Source organism: Candidatus Thermoplasmatota archaeon, assembly GCA_035541015.1.
In the GTDB taxonomy this organism is placed as follows: domain Archaea; phylum Thermoplasmatota; class SW-10-69-26; order JACQPN01; family JAIVGT01; genus DATLFM01.
Window position 1 is genome coordinate 1 of record DATLFM010000013.1, and the last position, 19,308, is coordinate 19,308.

Here is a 19,308-nt window from a genome sequence, read left to right on the forward strand (position 1 = left end):
CTCCGTCGGATCGAGCGCGGCGGCGAGCTCCTCCTGCGTCCACGTGAAGTAGCTTCCGTCGTCTTCGGGGCCGACGTCGGCGTCCTGCGAGGCGCCAAAGCCGCCGCGCTTGCGATCCGCGAGAACGCCGTCCATCCATCCGACGATGCCGCGCGAGGTCGCCTCGAAGGCGGGGTCGTTTGTGGCGCGGAAAGCAAGCGCGTAGCTCGACAGGAGCGCCGCGTTGTCGTAGAGCATCTTCTCGAAGTGGGGGATCGTCCACGCGGCGTCCGTGCTGTAGCGGTGGAACCCGCCGCCCACGTGGTCGTGGATTCCGCCGTGGGTCATCCGCGAGAGCGTGAGGAGCGCCGGCTCGCGCCCTTCCGGCCGCGGAAGGAGGAAGTCGACGCCCGAGGGATGGGGGAACTTCGGCGCGTGCCCAAAGCCGCCGTTCACGGGATCGTGGTGGGCGAGCATGGCCGCTGACGCCTGGTCGAGGAGCGGGGGCGAGAGCACGCCCGGCCGCACCGCGTCTGCGTGCCGCGCGAGCGCTTCCGAGAGGCGGCGCGCGTCCGCGAGCGCGTTCTCGCGCTTCTCCGCGTAGTAGTCGGCCACGTCGGAAAGGACGGTCTTGAATCCGGGTCGCCCCCATTTGCCGTCGGGCGGGAAGTACGTTCCTCCGAAGAACAGGCGGCCCTCCGGCGTGAGGAACCCCGTGAGCGGCCAACCCCCCTGCCCCGTGATCGCGGAGACGGCCATCTGGTAGCGCGCGTCCACGTCCGGGCGCTCGTCCCGGTCCAACTTCACGGCGACGAACCGGTCGTTGATGAGGCGCGCGACCTCGGCGTCTTCGTACGATTCGTGGTCCATGACGTGGCACCAGTGGCACCACACGGCGCCGATGTCAAGGAGGATCGGCTTGTCCTCGCGCTTCGCCTTGGAGAACGCCTCCTCGCCCCACGGGAACCAGTCGACCGGCTGGGAAGCGGCGGAGCGAAGGTACGAGGACCGGGCGGAGGCGAGGCGGTTGGGCACGAGACCCCGTAGCGCACGGGCCCTGCGTAAGACTTGGGGCACGACGACCGAGGGCGCCGCGGCGGTGGAATGCCTCGCGATTGCCCTGCCCGCCCCCGCAGGCCGTCGCACCAGCATACGACCTGCATACGATCTCCCGGCCTGAAGGCTTAAGCGACCGCCCGATTCTCCGGCGGCGGGGAGGCAGTCTCGTGTTTGCCAGAAGGTTCCTCGTTTGGCTCGTAGCCGCAAGCGTCGCGATCGTTCCTTTGGGGGCGACGGCCGATCCGGGCGAGGGGGACGCTCCCGACGACTGGACGCAGGCGCTGCCGATCGGGGACGGGCACCACGAGGGAACGGTGGGGGACGGGGACGAGGCGGACTGGTACGCGCTCGATCACGCCGGCTCGCCGGGCGTGTGGCTTGCCGTGTCCGCGCCGCGCGACGGCCCGCACCTTCACGCGGTCGTGCTAAGCGGCAGCGGGAAACTGCTTGCCGACTGGCACGTCTCGCCCCAGGATTCCGCCTTCCCGTGGGCCGGCGTGAACGGCCGCTTCTCGGACCTCTCGACGGGGCGCGTCCTCGTGGGCGTCGTGCTCGTGGACGTTGGCGCACCCGTTGCACCGTACCACCTCGAGGCGCACGTCGACCCGCCGTTTGCGTGCGAGGACGGCGACGTGTTTGACCGGCCCGGCGACGCGGCAAGCGCGCACGACGTGGAGGCCGGCGGGTACGGCGGGCACGTGGGCTGCCCGGGCGACGCGGCCGACTGGTTCCGCGTCGAGCCGCCGCCGGGTTGGCGCGTTCGCGCCCACTACGGCCTTCCCGACAACGGTCCGCACGCGCACGTCCGCATGGAGTCCGACGACGGCGCGCACTCGCAGGAGATCCACGTCGTTCCGCAAGGCGGCGCAGGCGGCGTGGGGGGCAGCCTCGACGCGTGGTTCGACGGTGCGGTACGCTTTGGCGTCCTGCTGCTCGAGGGGGGCTCCTGGAACGGCGAGCCCTTCGGATACGGCGTCGGCTTCGAGTTCTTGCCGCCTCCCGACGTGGCGGTGACGGGTCTGCGCGTCGAAAACGTTCCCACGCTTACGACCGACGGCGTCAGTCTGCATTCGGGCATGCATCGCCGCGTCTTCGTGGACGTGACGAACTTCGGGCAGTGGCTTGCGCCCGAGGTCCGGCTCGTCGTGACCGCGACGACCGTCTCCGATCGGGTTTCGCGCGTCGTGGCCGAGTACACGATGGGCGTGGACTTCGGACGGACGGCGACGCTCGAGGCGTCTTGGAACGCGGGCGGGCAGGTTGGCGACGTCGAGCTTCGCGCCACGATCGAAGCGCCCAACGATCCCGAGCCGTGGAACGACGAACGCACGCTTCGCCACTACGCCATCGTCGGCGGAACCCAGCGCGGATACACGATCGCGCCGCACTACCCGTTCGCCTGCGCAGGCGACCCGCAGGGTAAGGACCCCGCCGCGTGCGCCATTGCCACCACCGACCTGCGGTTCGTGATGGCGGGCCTGTTCGCGTCGGCGCTTGGCCGATGGGCCGGCGCCTTCGTGGCGGCCGACACCGTGGAGCCGGGCGCGTTTGCGGGCGCGTGCGCCGGGCAAGGTCCGCCCTTTGCCCAGGGGCCGGCGACCTGCGGGTTTGGGGCCGCGTGGCAGGGCCGCGCCGGCATCGTGGCCGTCGACGTGACGGCGGAGAGCTTCCGGGGCGCGTTTGTGGCCGCGGACGCAAACGAAGGCGCCGCGGGCGCCGGCGTCTGCACGAACGACGCACCGTGGCCCGAACCCGACGAGTGCACGGTCGTCTGCGCGCACCGCGAGGAGCCGTTCCTGCGCGAGGGCTGGGAAGCGTGCCCGCAGCCGATCGGACCGGGCTAACGAGGCGGGCTACGCGAGCGCCTTCTTCGCCGTCGTCACGTCGTCCACGCTGAAGACCACAAGCGGCGTTCCGTCTTGCAACGCAAGGTACGTAGCTTCGATGTTGACGCCCGCGTCTCCAAGCCGCGAGGCCACGCGCCCCACGAAGCCCGGCTCGTCGGCGGCCGGGACGGCGACGACGTCGCGCGAGCGCCACTTCCACGATTGCCGCTTGAGGAAGCTCTCGACGGAGGCGGCGTCCGAGGCGACGAAGTGCACCTCCGATCCGGCGCCGCGCGCGTAGCCCAGAAAGCCGCTCAGGTTGAGGCCCGCGCTCCCCATGGCGCTTGCCACGTCGGCAAGCGACCCGGGACTGTCGGGAAGCGTGATCGTGAACTCGCGCAGCACGTGGACCATGGTGTCCCCCGGCCCGTACGGCGCGGACCGCTCTTGGCCGTTTCGGCCCTCGCGCCGCCGGGCCTGAGGGACCGCTAGCTCACCACGGCCATCGAGTAGGCGCCCGCGCCGCTGAACACGTACACGTGGATGTACCAGCGTCCGCCCTGAGCGGCGTCGGTCGTCGAAAGCGTGGCCGACACGCGGTCGCACTGTCCGGAGCCGTTTACGGAGGAGGCCTTCAGCGTGCCGGGTCCTTGGACGAGGAGGAGTTGCGTGCTCGTCGCAAAGTACAGGCGCACGTCGGGATCCCACGAGGACGTGGGGCACACGTTCACGTCCAACCGCGCCGAAAGCGAGCCCGGGGGAACGTTCACGGCGTACCAGTCCGCTCCGTCGTTTCCGTCCATCTGGCCCGTGCAGTTGCGCGGCGGAACGATCGTCCAGGCGAACTCCCACGAATTGCCCGCGTCAAAGCCGCTTGCGCAGGCGTCGGACGACGCCGCCTGCGCAGGCGCGGGAACGAACAGGGCGGTCACGAGCAGCACTCCTAGCCAACGACGCATCGTCATTGCAAAGCCACCGCGCGTCGGGCGGCGGGAGCGGCCTTACGGTTTTGCGCCAATTGGTTGCACGGCAGACCCCTTTTTTACTGCGCAGTTGCGCAGTAATCTTGCAGGCGTCCGCCTATTTCAACCAATGCCCACTTCCGTTCAGCGAAGTATTATAAGATACAATCTCTACATGGTTGCCGCGTGATTCTGCGGGACCTCCATACGAACCTTCCGCCGCTTGAGCTCTACCGGCGGGTCTCCGAAGGCTCCGAAACGTCGTTCCTTCTGCAGAGCGCAGAAGGCCCACGGCGCCTTGCGCGCTTCTCCATGCTGGGCTTCGACCCGCGCGCGCTCGTGCGCCTGCGCGAGGGCCGCTGCGACGTCGAGGACGCCTCGCGCACGTCGTCCTCCGAGGACACGCTTGCCGCCGCCGTGCGCGTCCTCCTTGCGCGCCACCGCCCGCACGTTCCCGAGGTGCGCTACCTCGGCGGGCTCGTGGGCTACTTCGCCTACGAGTACGCGGCGAGCCTCGAGAAGATCCCCCGGCGTTCCCTCTCGGACGGGTTCGCCGACGCCGAGCTTGGCCTCTACCTCGACGGGGTCGTGTTCGACCACGCGGAGGGCCGCGCCTTCTACTTCTCGCACGGCGAGGACCGCTTCGAGGAGGTGTGCCGCCGCGCGGCGCGTCCCGCCGCCGCGCACCCCGCGCCGCGCCTTGCCTCCCCGCTCTCCCGCTTCCCGGAGCGCGCGACCTTCGAGAAGGCCGTCGAGCGCGCGCAGGATCACATCCGCGCGGGGGACATCTTCCAGGCCGTCGTCTCGAAGCGCACGACCGCGCGCGTCGAAGGCGACCTCCTCGACGTGTACGCGAAGCTCGTCGCCCGCAACCCGTCGCCGTACATGTACGTTCTTCGCTACGGCGACCGGTGGATCGTGGGCGGAAGCCCCGAGATGCTCGTTCGCGTGCAGGACGGCGTCGTGGAGACGTTCCCCATCGCCGGCACGCGCCCGTTTGGGGCCGACCCGCGCGAGAACGATCGGCTGGCCTCCGAGCTTGCCGCCGACGAGAAGGAGCGCGCCGAGCACGCCATGCTCGTCGACCTGGCGCGAAACGACGTGGGTCGCGTGGCGCAGTTTGGAAGCGTGGAGGTTGCCGAGTCCATGCGGATCGAGCGCTACAGCCACGTGCAGCATCTCGTCTCCCGCGTGCGAGGGAAGCTGCGCGCGGGCCTCGACGGCATGGACGCCTTCGACGCGCTGTTCCCTGCGGGCACGGTGACGGGCGCGCCCAAGGTTCGCGCGATGGAGATCCTCCATGCGCTTGAGGCCTCCGCGCGCGGGCCCTACGCGGGCGCCGTGGGCTACTTCAGCTTCAACGGATCCGTCGACAGCGCGATCACGCTCCGCACGCTTGTCGCGCGCGGCGGCCAGGCGAGCGTGCAAGCCGGCGCCGGCGTGGTGGCCGACAGCGTTCCCGAGCGCGAATGGGAGGAGACCGAGGCCAAGGCCCGCGCGCTCGTCTCCATCCTGGAGGGCGCATGAAGGTCCTCGTCCTCGACAACTACGACTCCTTCACCTTCAACCTCGTGCAGTACCTGGGCGAGCTTGGCGTCGAGCCCGTCGTGCGCCGCAACGACGCGATCACGCTCGACGAGGCGCGGCGGCTCGCCCCGCGGGGCGTGGTGATCTCGCCGGGACCCGGCGATCCAGCCAACCCGCGCGACTTTGGCGTGTGCGCCGACGTCCTCACGAAGCTCTCGCCCGAGGTGCCCACGCTTGGCGTGTGCTTGGGCCTGCAGGGGTTCGCTCACGTCTACGGCGGCAAGGTCGTGCGAGCGCCGCGCCTCATGCACGGCAAGGCGAGCCTCGTGCACCACGACGGGAAGGGCGTTTTCCGCGGCGTGCCAAGCCCCTTCAAGGCCGCGCGCTACCACAGCCTCGTCGTCGACGAGCAAAGCCTTCCGTCCGAGATCGAAGTCACCGCGCGAACGCCCGAGGGCGAGCTCATGGGCGCGCGACACCGGCGCTTCCCGATCGAGGGCGTGCAGTTCCACCCGGAGAGCGTGCTCACGGAGCACGGGAAACGCATGATCGGAAACTTCCTGGAGGCGTGCCGGTGAAGGAGGTCCTCGACCTTCTCCTTGCCAAGCGCGACCTCACGCAGGTGCAGGCGCGGGAGGCCATGGCGCAGGTGATCGCCGGGCGGGCCACGCCCGCGCAGATCGCCGGCTTTCTCGTGGCGCTTTCCGCCAAGGGCGAGACGACCGACGAGATCACGGGCTTTGCCCGGGCCATGCGCGAGGCCGCCGTGCCGCTTCGCGCAAACGTTCCGGGTCCGGTCATCGACACGTCGGGAACGGGCGGAGCGCGCGTGAAGACGTTCAACTTCTCCACGCTTGCGGCCTTCGTCGCCGCCGGCGCGGGCGCGTTTGTGGCCAAGCACGGCAACCGCAGCGGAACGGGCATCTGCGGCAGCGCCGACGTCCTCGAAGCCCTCGGCGCGCGGCTGGACTTCCCGCCCGAACGCGCGGCGTCCGTTCTTGAGCGGACGGGCGTCGTGTTCTGCTTCGCCCCCGCCTTCCACCCCGCCACGCGCCACGCGGCGCCCGTGCGCCGAGAGCTTGGCGTGCGGACGGTCTTCAACGTGCTCGGACCGCTCACGAGCCCCTCGCAACCGCAAGGCCAGGTCGTGGGCGTCTTCTCGGAGCGGCTGGTCGTACCGCTTGCGACCGTGCTCTCGAACCTCGGCGTGTCGCGCGCGATCGTCGCGCACGGCGTGGGAGGCTTGGACGAGATCTCGACCGTGGGCGAGACGGTCGTGGCCACGCTCGAGGAAGGGGCCGTCCGCTCGGAGCGGTGGCGCGTCGAGGACCTCGGCGTCCCGCGCGCGTCGGCCGCCGACATCGGGCCGCTTCCCCCGCCCGAGGCGGCCAAGGAGTTCCGGAACCTCCTCTCGGGCGCACGCGGCCCGCGACGCGACGCCATGCTCGTCAACGCGGCCGCCGCGCTCCTCGTGGCTCGCCGGGCTTCCACGCTCCGCGAAGGCCTGCGGCGGGCCCAGGAGAGCGTGGACTCGGGCGCGGCGCTTGCCAAGCTCGACGCTTTCCTCGCCGCCGCGCGGGAGGCGAAAGCGTGACCGACATTCTCGACGAGCTCGCGCGCGCGGCCAAGGAGACGATCGCCGAAGGCTACTACGACGCCCCTCCCCGCGCCTCCAACAAGGCCCCCTCGTTGCGCGCGGCCGTCCTGTCCGCCCCGCGCGCGGTCCTGGCCGAGGTGAAGCCCGCCTCCCCCACGCGCGGTCGTCTGCGCGATGGCCACGACGCGATCGTCCTTGCGAAGTCCCTCGCGAAGGCGGGCGCCCGCGGCCTCTCGATCCTCACGGAGCCCAAGCGCTTTGGCGGCTCGCTGTCGACGCTTGCGGAGTCGGCCGACCTTGGCGTTCCCACGCTCATGAAGGACTTCGTCCTTTCGGAGAAGCAATTCCTTGCCGCGCACAGCTGCGGCGCAAGCGCGGCGCTCCTCATCGTCACGCTGTTCAACCGCGGCTACGCCGAGAAGCCGCTTGCCGACACGGTCGCGCGCGCGCACGCGCTCGGGCTCGAGGTGCTGGCGGAGGTCGTCTCGGCCTCCGAGTTCGAGCAAGCGCAGGCCGCCGGCGCCGATCTCTTGGGGATCAACAACCGGGACCTTCGCACCATGGAGGTGGATCTCGAGCGCACCGGCCGCGTGCTTTCGAACGTCCGCAAGGATCGGCCCGTCGTCGGCATGAGCGGGGTCTCCTCGCGCGCCGACGCCGATGCACTTTATGGTGCCGGCGCCGATGCCGTCCTCGTCGGGACCGGTCTCATGACCGCCGCCGATCCCGCCGCCGCGCTGGGGGAACTGCTGTGAAGGTCAAGATCTGCGGGAACCAGGCCGCCGAGCACGTCCGAGGGGCGCTTGCCGCCGACGCGCTCGGTTTCGTCGTGGCCTCGCCGCGCTCCCAACGGAACCTCCTCCTCGCGCAAGCCGCCGCGCTCGTGCGGAGCGTGCCCCCGTTCGTCGAGACGGTCGCCGTCACGGCCGCCCAGACCGAGCCGGAGGTCTGGCGCATCGCCCGCGAGATCAACCCCTCGGCGATCCAGCTTCAGGGGTGGACCGACGTCGCGGCATTGCGTCGCCTGCGAGGCGCGATCGGGCAGCGCCTGATCGTGGGCGTCGCCGTCACGGGCGACGACGCCGTCGAGCGCGCTCGTGCGCTTGCGCCCCACTGCGACGCGATCCTCCTCGACAGCGCCAAGGAGGGGCGCATCGGCGGCACGGGGACGACGCACGACTGGAGCCTGAGCCGCCGCATCCGCGATGCGCTGCACCCCTTCCCCGTCGTGCTGGCGGGGGGCCTCTCGCCGGACAACGTCGGGGACGCGATCGCGGCCGTCGAGCCGTGGGCCGTGGACGTCGCCTCGGGCGTGGAGGCGGGGGGCAAGCGGTCCGACGCGCTCGTCGCGCGCTTCCTCGAGGAGGCCCGTCGTGCCGCGCGGTAGGTTCGGCGATTTCGGCGGGCAGTTCGTGCCCGAGACGCTCATGCCTGCGCTCGACGAGCTCGCGGAAGCGTACGCCAAGCACGCGCGCGACAAGGCCTTCCAATCCGATCTTCGCAAGCTCCACACCGACTACGGGGGGCGTCCCACGCCGCTGTACCTCTGCGAGCGCCTCACCGCGCAGGCCGGCGGCGCGCGCATCTACCTCAAGCGCGAGGACCTCGTGCACGGCGGCGCGCACAAGTTCAACAACGTCATGGGCCAGGGCCTTCTCGCGCGCCGCATGGGAAAGACTCGTCTTATCGCCGAGACGGGCGCGGGCCAGCACGGCGTCGCCACGGCCATGGCCGGCGCCGTGCTTGGCATCCCGACCGAGGTCTACATGGGCTCGGTCGACGTGGCGCGCCAAAGCCTGAACGTCTTCCGCATGAAGCTCCTTGGCGCGAAGGTGCACACGGTGGAGTCCGGGAGCAAGACGCTCAAGGACGCCATCAACGAGGCGCTTCGCGACTGGGTGGCAAACGTGCGCTCGACGCACTACCTCCTCGGAAGCGTCGTGGGGCCGCATCCGTTCCCAACGATCGTGCGCGACTTCCAGAGCGTGATCGGCAAGGAGATCCGCGCGCAAGCCCTCCGGAAAGAGAAGCGCCTGCCGGCCGCCGTCGTCGCATGCGTGGGCGGAGGAAGCAACGCCATGGGAACGTTCCACCCTTTCCGACACGACGAGGCGGTGCGGCTCGTCGGCGTCGAGGCCGGCGGCTCGGGGATCGAGACGGGCAAGCATTCGGCCACGCTGTCGGCCGGCTCGCGCGGCGTCCTGCACGGAGCCATGACGTACCTCCTGCAGGACGAGCACGGACAGGTCCTCGACACCCACAGCGTTTCCGCGGGCCTCGACTATCCGGGCGTGGGCCCCGAGCACGCCTTCCTCAAGGACTCGGGCCGCGCGGAGTACGTTTCCGTCACCGACAAGGAGGCCGTCGCGGCCGCCGTCACGCTCGCCCGGAACGAGGGGATCCTACCGGCGCTCGAGTCGGCGCACGCGGTTGCCCACGCGCTCACGATGGCGCGCACGATGCCAAAGGACGACTTCCTCGTCGTCACGCTCTCAGGCCGAGGGGACAAGGACGTGCACACGCTTGCCGACTACCTGGGGGAGCGGCTCTGAGGGCGCGGCGCAACCTCGCCTCGGCGATCGCCGGCGCCTCGCGCAAGCCCGCGCTCGTGGCGTATCTCATGGCAGGCGACCCTTCCCTTCCGCAGAGTCGCGCCTACGCGCGGGCGCTGCAGGGGGTCGCGGACGTGGTCGAGATCGGCGTCCCGTTCAGCGACCCCGTCGCCGACGGGCCGGTGATCCAACGCGCGGCCACGCGGTCCCTTGCCGTGGGCACGACCCCGCAGGACGCCTTGGACCTCGTGCGGGACCTCCGTGCGGACGGGTTTGCGCCGCCGGTCCTGCTGATGACCTACTACAACCTCTTCTTCCGCGCGGGCCTCGAGAACTTCGTTCGCCGCGCGGCCGACGCCGGCGCCGACGGCTTCGTCGTTCCGGACCTCCCGCTCGAGGAGTCGCGCCCCCTGCGCGCCGTCGCGCGCGAGAAAGGCCTCTCCCTCGTGCTCCTCGCGTCGCCCGCCTCCGACGACGCGCGCATCGCCTCGATCGCCAAGGCAACGGGCGGCTTCCTCTACCTCGTGTCCGCCTATGGCGTCACGGGCGTGCGAGGCGATCTTCCCACCGAGACGCTCGACCTTGTCAAGCGCGCCAAGGCCGCGGCGGGCCGCACGCCGCTTGCCGTCGGCTTTGGCGTCTCGAAGCCTGAGCACGTGTCCGCGCTTGCGGGAGCCGGCGCCGACGCGGTCGTCGTCGGCAGCGCCATCGTCGAGCGGATCGAGCGCGGCGAGCCGCCGGAGCGCGTGGCGGAGTTCGTGCGGTCGCTTCGCGGTTAGGTCCAGCCGTCGAGGATTCCCGGTGCGCGCAGGTTGGGGCCTTGCGCCAACGCCACGAGCGCGCCGGCGCGACCCTGGGCCCGGCCCTGGCTTTGCTGGTACGTGCCTTCGGGTCCCGCGCATTCGCCGACGCAGGCGTCCACGAAGCCCGCGTACGGCCGCCCGTCGGGACCGATGACGACGTCGATGAAGTCGTACATGCCGGGGCAGCGACCGGGCCCGCAGTAGCCACGGACGAGCGGGTCGGCTGGATCGTTCACGGTGACGGTCACGATCGTCGGCTCGGAAGAAAGGGCGTCCGTGAGCACGGCGAGGTATCCGTTCCACGTCGCGGAGTTGATGGCGCCGTCCGCCGGGCGCTGGGAGGCGGGCTTCGAGAATTCCTCGTTGTCGTAGCCCCCGGGGAGGGTCTCGGTTCCCGCGTACGCGATCACCACGTGCCCCTTTGCGGCCGCGGCGATCGCGGGAAGGTGGGTCGCCGTCACCTCGGCGGGGCTTGCAACAAACGGCTCGCTCCACGTGCGCCCCTGGTCGCGGCTCACGGCCACGTACAGGAGACCGCCGGGGTGGACCCACGTGTAGTACACGTTCCCCTCCTCGTCGACGGCCACGGCGGGGTCCGGTCCGGAGCTTGCCGCCACGTCGCTCACCTGCACGCGCGTCCACGTGGCGCCGTCGTCCGTGCTGATGCCCACGAACGGGCGTCCGCAGTACTCGCGCGGCAGGTACAGCGTGCCGTCGGGCGACGCGACGAGGTGGCCGTGCAGGCCGCCGCAGAACGCGCCAAGGGGCCGCTCGGGCGAGGGAGGCAGGAGCGAAGGATCGACGCCAAGGAAGACGGGCGTTCCCGGGCTCCAGGTGAGACCGCCGTCGAGGCTCCTTGCGCAGATGCTGTCGGAGACGCGGTTCACGCACTGGTACACGACGTTCGGGTAGCCCCGCGTGGCGACGCTCCGGGGCTTGCCCGTGGTGAGCGTCTGGTGGTCGTACGGCGGCGGTGTGGCGCACGCGAGCGGCTGTGTGGTCCACGAGGCGCCCTCGTCGTCGCTCCAGGAGAGGACGCCGCAGGCGAGCGCCGGGAACATGTCGAACGTGAACACGCGATCGGTGTCCGGGTCCACCCACACGTACGGGTCGCCCGTCTCGGGCGGCACGTTGTGCCCGGTGGGCAGGCGCGGCGAGACGTCCTCCCACGTAATTCCTCCGTCACGCGATCGCAGAACGTCGGTTGCGCCCGTGGCCCAGTTCACGGCCGCGTAGAAAATGGTGCCTTTCGACGTCACGCCAAGCGTGGGCTCGACGGCGTCGTGTCCAAGGTCCCGCCAGACGGATGCGATCGCGGGAAGCGAGGGAAGCGCCACGGGCGCCAAGCCGTTTGCAAGGTGGACGCGAACGCCTTCCGCAAGCGTGGGCGCTTGGGGCGTCTGGATGGACTGCGTGTCGACGGGGGTTTCGGCAAGGCAGCCAGCCACGACCATGGAAGCCAAGACGACGGCCCAGGGGCGAACCGATCGGAGCGACATACTGGAACCGGTTGGCAAGGCCGCCTGTCTGCTTATAAGGGTTCTTGTGGCCGGGCTCTTCGATCAGCGGATGACGACGCTCTTCACGCCCCGGCTCTGCCGGATCTCGTGGATGAGGTCGGCGGGAACGGGCACGTCCGTCACGACGTACAAACGCGGCTCTTCGGTGAGCTCGGGATCGTCCACGATGGCCTGCCGCAGGCTGATGCCTCGCCGCGCGATGATGTCGGCAACGCCAGCGAGGATGCCGGGGCTTCGCGCGTCCACGGGAATGATCTCCAGCACGCCCCAGTTCAACGCTGGCGCGGCGTCCTTCAAGTGGCACGTCGGCAGAAGGCGCGAGAACACGCGCAGGAGGTCGGGCTCCCGCCGGATGGTCTCCACCGTGGCGGCGATGACGCGCCGGTCGACGCCTGCCGCCCGCGCGAGGCTCGTGTCGGGCACGGCGATCCTGTCGCAGTAGATGCCGTCCTCCCGAACCGAAAGACCGCATTGCAGGAGAAGCTGGGCCACGCGCGCTTGGGCAGGGTACCTGTGGAAATACTTCGTGATCAGATGCCACATGGGCAGTGGTGTACGAGAGCGTACATTTTACTTAAAGCAAACGCTCATTCCTGTACAGAAGCCTACAAATATGTTCAGGCCGACTATCCGGCGATTCGGAATGCCGCCATTCCCATTCGCGCCGTCGCCCGGGAAGTCGTTCCGCATACGCCGGATCGCCGACCCGGCAACCGGCCGCTTCGTCATGATCCCCATGGACCACGGCGTCTCGAACGGCCCCCTCGAGGGCCTCGTGGACCCCGCCGCCTCGGCGTCGGCTGCCGATCGCGGCGGCGCCACGTCCGTGATCGTCCACAAGGGATTGGTTCCCGCCGTCGGCGCAAGCCTCCGCGCGGCCGGCCTTGTCGTCCATCTCTCCGCCAGCACGGCGCTCAACCCGGATCCCAACGACAAACGTCTCGTTTGCACGGTGGACGAGGCGATCGCGCTGGGCGCCGACGCCATCTCCGTCCACGTGAACGTCGGCGCTCCGACGGAGAGCCGGATGGTCGAGGATCTCGGCGCGATCGCGCGCGACTGCGTTCGCGCGGGCATGCCGCTTCTGGCCATGATGTACCCGCGCGGCCACGACATCGCCGATCCGCACGACGTGAAGTACGTGAAGCACGTCGCGCGCTTGGGCGCCGAGCTTGGGGCCGACGTCGTCAAGTGCCCCTACACCGGTTCCATTGAGACCTTCCGCGAAGTGGTCCAGGGGTGCCCCGTCCCCGTCGTCATCTCGGGCGGCCCCAAGGCCGGCAGCGACGAGGCTTTCCTCCGGATGGTCGCCGATGCCATGCGCGCGGGCGCAGCCGGCGTCTCCGTCGGCCGCAACGCGTTTGCCCACGCAAAGCCCGAGGCCATGGTGCGTGCGATCGCCGAGATCGTGCTCAAGGGCGCCTCGCCGGCCGACGTGCGAAAGCTCCTCTGAGGTCCCATGACGCTGGCCTTCGTGTTCGTCGACCCCTCGATGCCCGAGGCCGGGGCGACCCTCACGCGCGCCCTCGAAGCCGGCTTCTCGGACTTCCTCGTCGCGGGCAAGGAGATTCCCCGGGACCTCCTGCGCCTGGGCCGCTTCGAATCGCTCGCACTGGACGGCGATCGTCTCCTGCGCTCCGGCGTCCCGGTGGGCACGCGCATCGAGATTAGGAGCAAGTCCGACGAGGAGCGAGCGCACGCACGCGCGCGCTCGGACGAATACGTCCTCGTGGCGACGTCCGACTGGAAAGTCATTCCCCTCGAGAACCTCGTCGCAAGCTTCCAGGGAACCCGCGCCAAGCTCCTTGCCGAGGTGGGCGACGCCGCGGAGGCGCGCGTGTTCCTCGACACGCTTGAGGTGGGCGTGCACGGCGTCGTGCTCACGAGCCAGAAACCCGCCGAGATCGCGCGGCTTCGGGAGCTTCTCGACCATCGAACGGTGGCGCCCGTGCGCCTCGAGGAAGCCACCGTGGTGGACGTTCGCCCCGCCGGCGTCGGAGACCGCGTGTGCATCGATTCGTGCTCGCTTCTCTCCCCCGCCGAAGGCATGCTCGTCGGATCGGCCTCGGACGCGCTCCTCCTTGTCGCAAGCGAAGCCTCCCCGTCCCCCTACGTCGCCTCGCGTCCCTTCCGCGTGAACGCGGGCCCCGTCCACGCGTACGTGCTCCTGCCGCGCGATCGGACGAAGTACCTCTCGGAGCTTGCAGCCGGCGACGAGGTCCTCGCCGTCGACGCGTCCGGCAAGGCCCGGATCGTCGTGGTCGGCCGTGCCAAAGTGGAGCGTCGGCCGCTGCTTCTCGTCCGCGCCCGATCGGGATCGCGCGAGGTCGCGACCCTCCTGCAGAACGCCGAGACGATCCGGCTCGTCCAGCCGGGCGGAACGGTGAAGAGCGTCGTCGACCTTGCCCCCGGGGACCGCGTGCTCCTGCGCACGGGCGGGGGCGCGGGCCGCCATTTCGGAATGCCCGTGAAGGAGACGGTGTCCGAACGATGACCCGGCTTGTGACCTCGCTTTTGGCAAAGGACGCCGACCACGCCGTCGCGCTTGCGCGCACGGCGCCGACCGACCTCGTCGAGATCCGGCTCGACACGCTGCCGGCCATCCCCGACCTTCGCGCGCTGCGGCGGGCCTTGGAAAAGCCCGCCATCGCGACGCTTCGCCCGGCGCGATCGGGGGGACGGTTCGAGGGCACGGAGGACGCGCGGCGCGACGCGCTGTTTTCGGCCATCGACGGCGGTTTCGAGTTCGTCGACGTGGAGCACGATGCGGGGTTTGTCATGGAGGCCGCCGCCAAGGCCGCCCAAGCCCGCTCCCGCCTCGTCGTGAGCCGCCACGACCCCGCGTGCGCCTCCGCCGACGAGATCCTGGCCTTCCTGCGGGAAGCCTCGGGCCTTGGCGTCGCCAAGTACGCCGCGCCCGTCGCCTCGGCCGCCGACCACGCCGCCCTCATCGAGGCGAGCCTTGCCGCGCGCGACCTCGATCTCGCCTACGCGGTCATGGCCGTGAACGACGCCGCGCTTCGCCTGCTCGCCCCAGCGCTTGGCATGGCCTTGTCCTACGCCGCGCACCCGGACGGTCCGGAGGCTGCGCCCGGACAGCTTCCCGCGCCGCGGGCCCTCAAGCTCGTGCCCAAGATCTCGCCCCGTCGCCCCACCGGCGCCGCCCGGTGGTTTGCCCTCCTGGGCGACCCCGTCGCGCACTCGCTCTCCCCGGCGCTCCACGCGGCCGCCTTCGAGCGGCTGGGGCTCGACGCGCAGTACGTCGCCCTTCGCGTGCCAGAAGGAGGCCTCGACGCGGCCGTGACCGGCCTGCGATCGCTTGGTGCGGCGGGCTTCAACGTCACCACCCCGCACAAGCGTGCCATCGTTCCGCTGCTCGAGTCGCTGGCGGCCGAGGCCCGGTTCGCCGGCGCGGTCAACACGGTCGTTGCCGATCAGGGCCGACTGATTGGGCACAACACGGACGGGCGCGGCGCCGTGGCGGCGCTGCGGGAGGCGTCCGTGGCGATCAAGGGCACGCGCGCGCTCGTTCTTGGAGCCGGCGCCACGGCGACCGCCGTGGGTCTCGCTCTGCGCCAGGCCGGCGCCGTCGTCACGGTCGCGGCGCGCGACGAGGCCAAGCGCGAGGCGCTCGCCAAGCAGCTCTCCTGCCGCGCCGTGCCGTGGGACGAGGGCACACTGGCGAAGGTCGTGACGGAATCCGGGCTCGTCTTCCACGCCACCCCCGTCGGACGCGACGGGACGGCGACGCCGCTTCCGGGCGTCGCCTTCTCGCCCGAACAAGTCGTCTTCGAGGCGAACTACGGCGCGATCTCCGCCCTTGTCGCGCGCGCCCGAACCGACGGCGCCACCGTCCTCACCGGCAAGGACCTTCTCCTGCACCAAGGCGCGATCGCCTTCGAGCTCTTCACCGGACGCAAACCGCCGCTTACGGCCATGCGCGCGGCTCTGGGAGGCGCGTGATGTTGTCGAACGCCGTGCTGGGCCTGGGCCGCGCGAGGACCTTTGGCGCCGTGAGCGTCGTCAACGCCATCGCGACGGGCAAGGGCGCAAGCCTCGGGGTGGACCTCCCGGTCGACGCGTCCGTCGAGGTGCGCCGCGACGGGCACATCGTGATCGACGTCCGGCGGACCTGGCAGGGTGCGCAGGAGGGAACCGCCTCCATGCCCACCGCCCTCGTGCGCGCGGCGGTCCTTGGCACGCTCGAATGGGCCGGGCGCGCGGAGCTTGGCGCCTGGGTCGTGACGGAGAGCCGAATCCCGCCCTCGCGCGGCCTAAAAAGCAGCTCGGCCGTGGCAAACGCCGTCGTGCTCGCGACGCTCGAAGCCCTCCAGATGGTCGGGGAGGCGCGCGACGAGGACGTGCTTGGACTGGGCGTCGCGGCCGCGCGCGCGGCCGGCGTGACCCTCACGGGCGCCTACGACGACGCCTGTGCCTCCCTCCTCGGGGGCCTCTGCGTCACGGACAACGCCGCCATGCAGCTTGTCAAGCGCACGGACGTGCGACCCGATCTCGTCGCCGTCGTCCACGTGCCCGACCGCGAGATCCGAAAGGCGGACGTGGCGAAGCTTCCCTACGCCTCCATCGCGCCTGCCGCCCAAGCCGCCTGGGACGCGGCCCTCGCGGGAGACTTCGAGCGCGCGCTCACGGAGAACGGCCGCGCCTACGCGGGCCTCCTTGGCGTCGACGAGTCGCCCGCGCGCGCGGCGCTCGAGGCCGGCGCCCGGTGCGCGGGCCTCTCCGGCACGGGTCCTGCCACGGCCGCGCTTGCGGAACCCGCCGCAGCAAAGGCGGTGGCCAAGGCCCTCTCGCGCTTCGCGGGGGTCGTGCTGGAGACGCGCGTGCGCAACGAACCGGGAGGTGTCGTCCGACGTTCGTCGTGAAGCGAAGTGTCGTCCAGGGCACCGTGCCCGCTCCGCCGTCGAAGTCCTACACGCATCGCGCCCTCCTCCTCGGGCTTCTCTCCGGCCGCTCCCTCGTGCGGAACCCGCTGTGGAGCGAGGACACGCTCGCCACGCGCGAGGCCGTTCTCGCCTTTGGTGGCGGCGTGGAAGCCCTGAAGACCGGGGTGCGCGTCACGTCGCGGGGCCTCTCCGTTCCGGACAACGTCGTCGACGCCCGCAACTCGGGCACCACGCTTCGTCTGGTGTCCGGCCTCTCGGCGCTTCTTCCTGGCGCAAGCGTGCTCACGGGCGACGCGAGCCTGCGCAAGCGGCCCATGCAGCCCCTGATCGACGCGCTCAACGCCCTTGGCGCCCGCGCCGAAAGCACCCGCGGCAACGGCACGGCGCCGCTTGTCGTGCGCGGACCGATGCTTGGCGGAAAGGCCGTGCTTCCCGGGGACGTCTCGAGCCAATTCGTCTCGTCGCTGCTGCTGGCCTGCCCCCTTGCGCGAGGCGAAACCACGATCCACCTTTCCGGGGCCCTCAAGAGCCGGCCCTACGTGGACATCACACTCTCGCTCCTGCCGCGCCACGGCGTGCGCGTCGAGGAGTACCCGACGGGCTTTGCCATCCCCGGCGGGCAGACCTACCAACCCGCCGACGTCACCGTGCCCGGCGACTTCTCGAGCGCCGCCTTTCCGCTCGTGGCGGCGGCCGTGACGGGCGGGCGCGTCCGCGTGACCGGGCTCGACCACGCCTCGCCACAAGGCGACAAGGCCATCCTCACGATGCTCCAGCGCTTTGGCGCCTCCGTCCGCATCGGCGACGGCTTCGCCGAGGTGGAGGGCAACGGTGAGCTCAAGGGCACCACGCTGGACGTGGGTCACACGCCCGACCTGTTCCCCATCCTCTGCGTGCTGGCCGCCGCCGCCAAGGGCAAGACCGTTCTTTCAGGCGCCGCTCACCTCAAGTTCAAGGAGACCGACCGGATCGCGGCCATGGTGGGCAACCTGAAGCGCATGGGCGCCTCGATCCAGGCGCGCGAGGACGGCGCGGTCGTCGACGGCGGAAAGCCCCTTCGCGGCACGCGCGTCGAGACGCACGACGACCACCGCATCCTCATGGCGTGCGCCGTCGCGGGGCTTCTCGCCTCGCGCGAAACGCGCCTCGAGGACACGCAAAGCCACGCGGTGAGCTACCCGCGGTTCTTCGAGCACATGAAGAAGCTTGGCGCCAAGGTGGGGAAGCGGTGAACACCTTCGGCTCGGCCTTCCGCCTCACGGTCTTTGGCGAGAGCCACGGCAAGGTCGTGGGCGCCCTCGTCGACGGCTGCCCTCCCGGCTTGGCCGTGAAGGAGGAGGAGATCCAGCGCGACCTCGACCGCCGCGCGCCCGGCCGCAGCCTCCTTGCCACGCAGCGGAAGGAGCCCGATCGGCTGCAAGTCCTCTCCGGCGTGAAGGACGGCCACACGACGGGCGCGCCGGTCGTGATGGTCGTGGCCAACGAGGACGTCCAAAGCCGCGCGTACGACGACCTCCGCTTCGTTCCCCGACCCGGGCACTCGGACTACCCCGCCTTCGTGAAGTACGGCGGCCAAAACGACTTCCGCGGCGGCGGCCAATTCTCGGGCCGCATGACGGCCGCCTTCGTCATGGCCGGCGGCCTTGCCAAGGCGCTCCTTGGGCCCGCGGGCGTTCGCCTGGCCGCCCACACGGTCCGCATCGCCGACGTGAGCCTCGCGCGCGAAGCCGCCTTCGAGGAGCTCGCCCGCGCGTACGACGATCCCACGCGATGCGTCGACTCCAACGTCGCCACGAAGATGGCGCAGGCCATCGAGGCGGCGCGGCGCGACCAGGACAGCGTGGGCGGCGTGGTCGAGTGCCGCGCGATCGGCCTTCCTGTGGGACTTGGCGAACCGTTCTTCACCGGCCTCGAGCAGCACGTTTCCCAGATCCTCTTCTCGGTGCCCGCCGTGAAGGGCGTCGAATTTGGCGCCGGCTTTGCGCTCGCGGGCCTTCGCGGCTCCCAGTCGAACGATCCGTTTGCCCTCCGCGACGGCCGGGTCGTCACGACGAAGAACGACATGGGCGGCATCCTCGGCGGTCTTGCGACAGGAATGCCGCTTGTCGTCCGCGCGGCCGTGAAGCCCACGAGCAGCATCGCGCGCGAGCAGCCCAGCGTCGACCTTTCGCGAAACGAGGAGACGATCGTGCGCGTCAAGGGCCGTCACGACCCGTGCATCGTGCCGCGCGCCGTCGTCGCAATCGAATGCGCCGTGGCCGTCGCGCTTGCCGACCTGTTCCTCCGCGGGGGGTACGATCGTGGCCACCCGTGATCCCGACGCGCGGCTGCGCGCGCTGCGCCGCGAGATCCGTGAGCTCGACGCGCGGACGCTGCGCCTCGTCCGCGCTCGGCTTGACCGCGCTCGCCGCGTCGGGCAGGAGAAACGCCGGCGGGGTCTTCCGCTGCGAAACTACCAGGTCGAGGCGGAGGTCATCCGCGACGCCCGGCGGGAATGCCGCAGGCTTGGCCTTCCCGACGAGCTTGGCGACGAGCTCATGCGCCTTCTCATCCGTGCGAGCGTGAAGGAGCAGGAGCCC

General features: G+C 70.8%; 20 protein-coding genes. 15 read left to right on the top strand and 5 right to left on the bottom strand.

Annotated features, from left to right (window positions below; genetic code table 11):
- Positions 1 to 1,014: DUF255 domain-containing protein (locus tag VM681_01145; GenBank protein ID HVL86603.1), on the bottom strand; the 1,014-nt coding region annotated here is incomplete at its 3' end.
- Positions 1,015 to 1,205: 191 nt separating this feature from the next.
- Between VM681_01145 and VM681_01150 the strand changes: the two genes are divergently transcribed.
- On the top strand, positions 1,206 to 2,882 hold the full coding sequence (locus tag VM681_01150) for a hypothetical protein (GenBank protein HVL86604.1): 1,677 nt from the start codon (positions 1,206 to 1,208) through the stop codon (positions 2,880 to 2,882).
- A gap of 9 nt (positions 2,883 to 2,891) precedes the next feature.
- Here VM681_01150 and VM681_01155 read toward each other — a convergent pair whose 3' ends face one another.
- Positions 2,892 to 3,278 (bottom strand): hypothetical protein, encoded by a 387-nt coding sequence (locus VM681_01155; GenBank protein ID HVL86605.1) that lies wholly within the window; start codon positions 3,276 to 3,278, stop codon positions 2,892 to 2,894.
- A gap of 74 nt (positions 3,279 to 3,352) precedes the next feature.
- A complete protein-coding gene (locus VM681_01160; protein ID HVL86606.1) occupies positions 3,353 to 3,829 on the bottom strand; it encodes a hypothetical protein in 477 nt (158 codons plus the stop codon).
- Positions 3,830 to 4,012: 183 nt separating this feature from the next.
- Between VM681_01160 and VM681_01165 the strand changes: the two genes are divergently transcribed.
- From VM681_01165 to trpA, 7 genes are read left to right on the top strand one after another with little or no spacing between them, the layout of a single operon-like run.
- Positions 4,013 to 5,353, top strand: a complete 1,341-nt coding sequence (locus VM681_01165) for an anthranilate synthase component I family protein (GenBank protein ID HVL86607.1) — start codon at positions 4,013 to 4,015, stop codon at positions 5,351 to 5,353.
- Positions 5,350 to 5,931 (top strand): aminodeoxychorismate/anthranilate synthase component II, encoded by a 582-nt coding sequence (locus VM681_01170; GenBank protein HVL86608.1) that lies wholly within the window; start codon positions 5,350 to 5,352, stop codon positions 5,929 to 5,931. The genes VM681_01165 and VM681_01170 overlap by 4 nt, the downstream gene beginning before the upstream one ends.
- The gene (gene trpD / locus VM681_01175; protein ID HVL86609.1) at positions 5,928 to 6,947 is read left to right on the top strand and encodes an anthranilate phosphoribosyltransferase; all 1,020 of its coding nucleotides are present in this window, start codon (positions 5,928 to 5,930) and stop codon (positions 6,945 to 6,947) included. The genes VM681_01170 and trpD overlap by 4 nt, the downstream gene beginning before the upstream one ends.
- Entirely contained in the window at positions 6,944 to 7,705 is a 762-nt protein-coding gene (locus tag VM681_01180; GenBank protein HVL86610.1) for an indole-3-glycerol-phosphate synthase, read from the top strand. Before trpD ends, VM681_01180 begins: the two co-directional genes overlap by 4 nt.
- Complete coding sequence (locus VM681_01185) at positions 7,702 to 8,337, top strand: phosphoribosylanthranilate isomerase (protein HVL86611.1); 636 nt, start codon at positions 7,702 to 7,704, stop codon at positions 8,335 to 8,337. Before VM681_01180 ends, VM681_01185 begins: the two co-directional genes overlap by 4 nt.
- A 40-nt stretch (positions 8,338 to 8,377) precedes the next feature.
- On the top strand, positions 8,378 to 9,502 hold the full coding sequence (trpB, locus tag VM681_01190) for a tryptophan synthase subunit beta (GenBank protein HVL86612.1): 1,125 nt from the start codon (positions 8,378 to 8,380) through the stop codon (positions 9,500 to 9,502).
- Between the two features lie 26 nt (positions 9,503 to 9,528).
- Positions 9,529 to 10,281, top strand: a complete 753-nt coding sequence (gene trpA, locus VM681_01195; protein HVL86613.1) for a tryptophan synthase subunit alpha — start codon at positions 9,529 to 9,531, stop codon at positions 10,279 to 10,281.
- Here trpA and VM681_01200 read toward each other — a convergent pair.
- Together VM681_01200 and VM681_01205 are read right to left on the bottom strand one after the other, a co-directional pair.
- The gene (locus VM681_01200; GenBank protein ID HVL86614.1) at positions 10,278 to 11,804 is read right to left on the bottom strand and encodes a sialidase family protein; all 1,527 of its coding nucleotides are present in this window, start codon (positions 11,802 to 11,804) and stop codon (positions 10,278 to 10,280) included. The two genes, trpA and VM681_01200, sit on opposite strands and share 4 nt — an antisense overlap.
- Before the next feature lie 63 nt (positions 11,805 to 11,867).
- On the bottom strand, positions 11,868 to 12,368 hold the full coding sequence (locus VM681_01205) for a hypothetical protein (GenBank protein ID HVL86615.1): 501 nt from the start codon (positions 12,366 to 12,368) through the stop codon (positions 11,868 to 11,870).
- Positions 12,369 to 12,468: 100 nt separating this feature from the next.
- Here VM681_01205 and VM681_01210 point away from each other — a divergent pair, with 100 nt between their 5' ends.
- The 7 genes from VM681_01210 to VM681_01240 all read left to right on the top strand — a co-directional run.
- Positions 12,469 to 13,278, top strand: a complete 810-nt coding sequence (locus tag VM681_01210) for a 2-amino-3,7-dideoxy-D-threo-hept-6-ulosonate synthase (GenBank protein HVL86616.1) — start codon at positions 12,469 to 12,471, stop codon at positions 13,276 to 13,278.
- A 6-nt stretch (positions 13,279 to 13,284) separates the two neighbouring features.
- Positions 13,285 to 14,319 (top strand): 3-dehydroquinate synthase II, encoded by a 1,035-nt coding sequence (locus VM681_01215; GenBank protein ID HVL86617.1) that lies wholly within the window; start codon positions 13,285 to 13,287, stop codon positions 14,317 to 14,319.
- Positions 14,316 to 15,788: a type I 3-dehydroquinate dehydratase gene (locus tag VM681_01220; protein HVL86618.1), complete on the top strand. Its 1,473-nt coding sequence runs from the start codon at positions 14,316 to 14,318 to the stop codon at positions 15,786 to 15,788. Before VM681_01215 ends, VM681_01220 begins: the two co-directional genes overlap by 4 nt.
- Positions 15,788 to 16,708 (top strand): shikimate kinase, encoded by a 921-nt coding sequence (locus VM681_01225; GenBank protein ID HVL86619.1) that lies wholly within the window; start codon positions 15,788 to 15,790, stop codon positions 16,706 to 16,708. Before VM681_01220 ends, VM681_01225 begins: the two co-directional genes overlap by 1 nt.
- Positions 16,705 to 17,961: a 3-phosphoshikimate 1-carboxyvinyltransferase gene (gene aroA / locus VM681_01230; protein HVL86620.1), complete on the top strand. Its 1,257-nt coding sequence runs from the start codon at positions 16,705 to 16,707 to the stop codon at positions 17,959 to 17,961. Before VM681_01225 ends, aroA begins: the two co-directional genes overlap by 4 nt.
- Complete coding sequence (gene aroC, locus VM681_01235) at positions 17,958 to 19,043, top strand: chorismate synthase (GenBank protein HVL86621.1); 1,086 nt, start codon at positions 17,958 to 17,960, stop codon at positions 19,041 to 19,043. The genes aroA and aroC overlap by 4 nt, the downstream gene beginning before the upstream one ends.
- On the top strand, positions 19,030 to 19,308 hold a 279-nt coding region (locus VM681_01240), incomplete at its 3' end, for a chorismate mutase (GenBank protein ID HVL86622.1). The genes aroC and VM681_01240, both read left to right, overlap by 14 nt.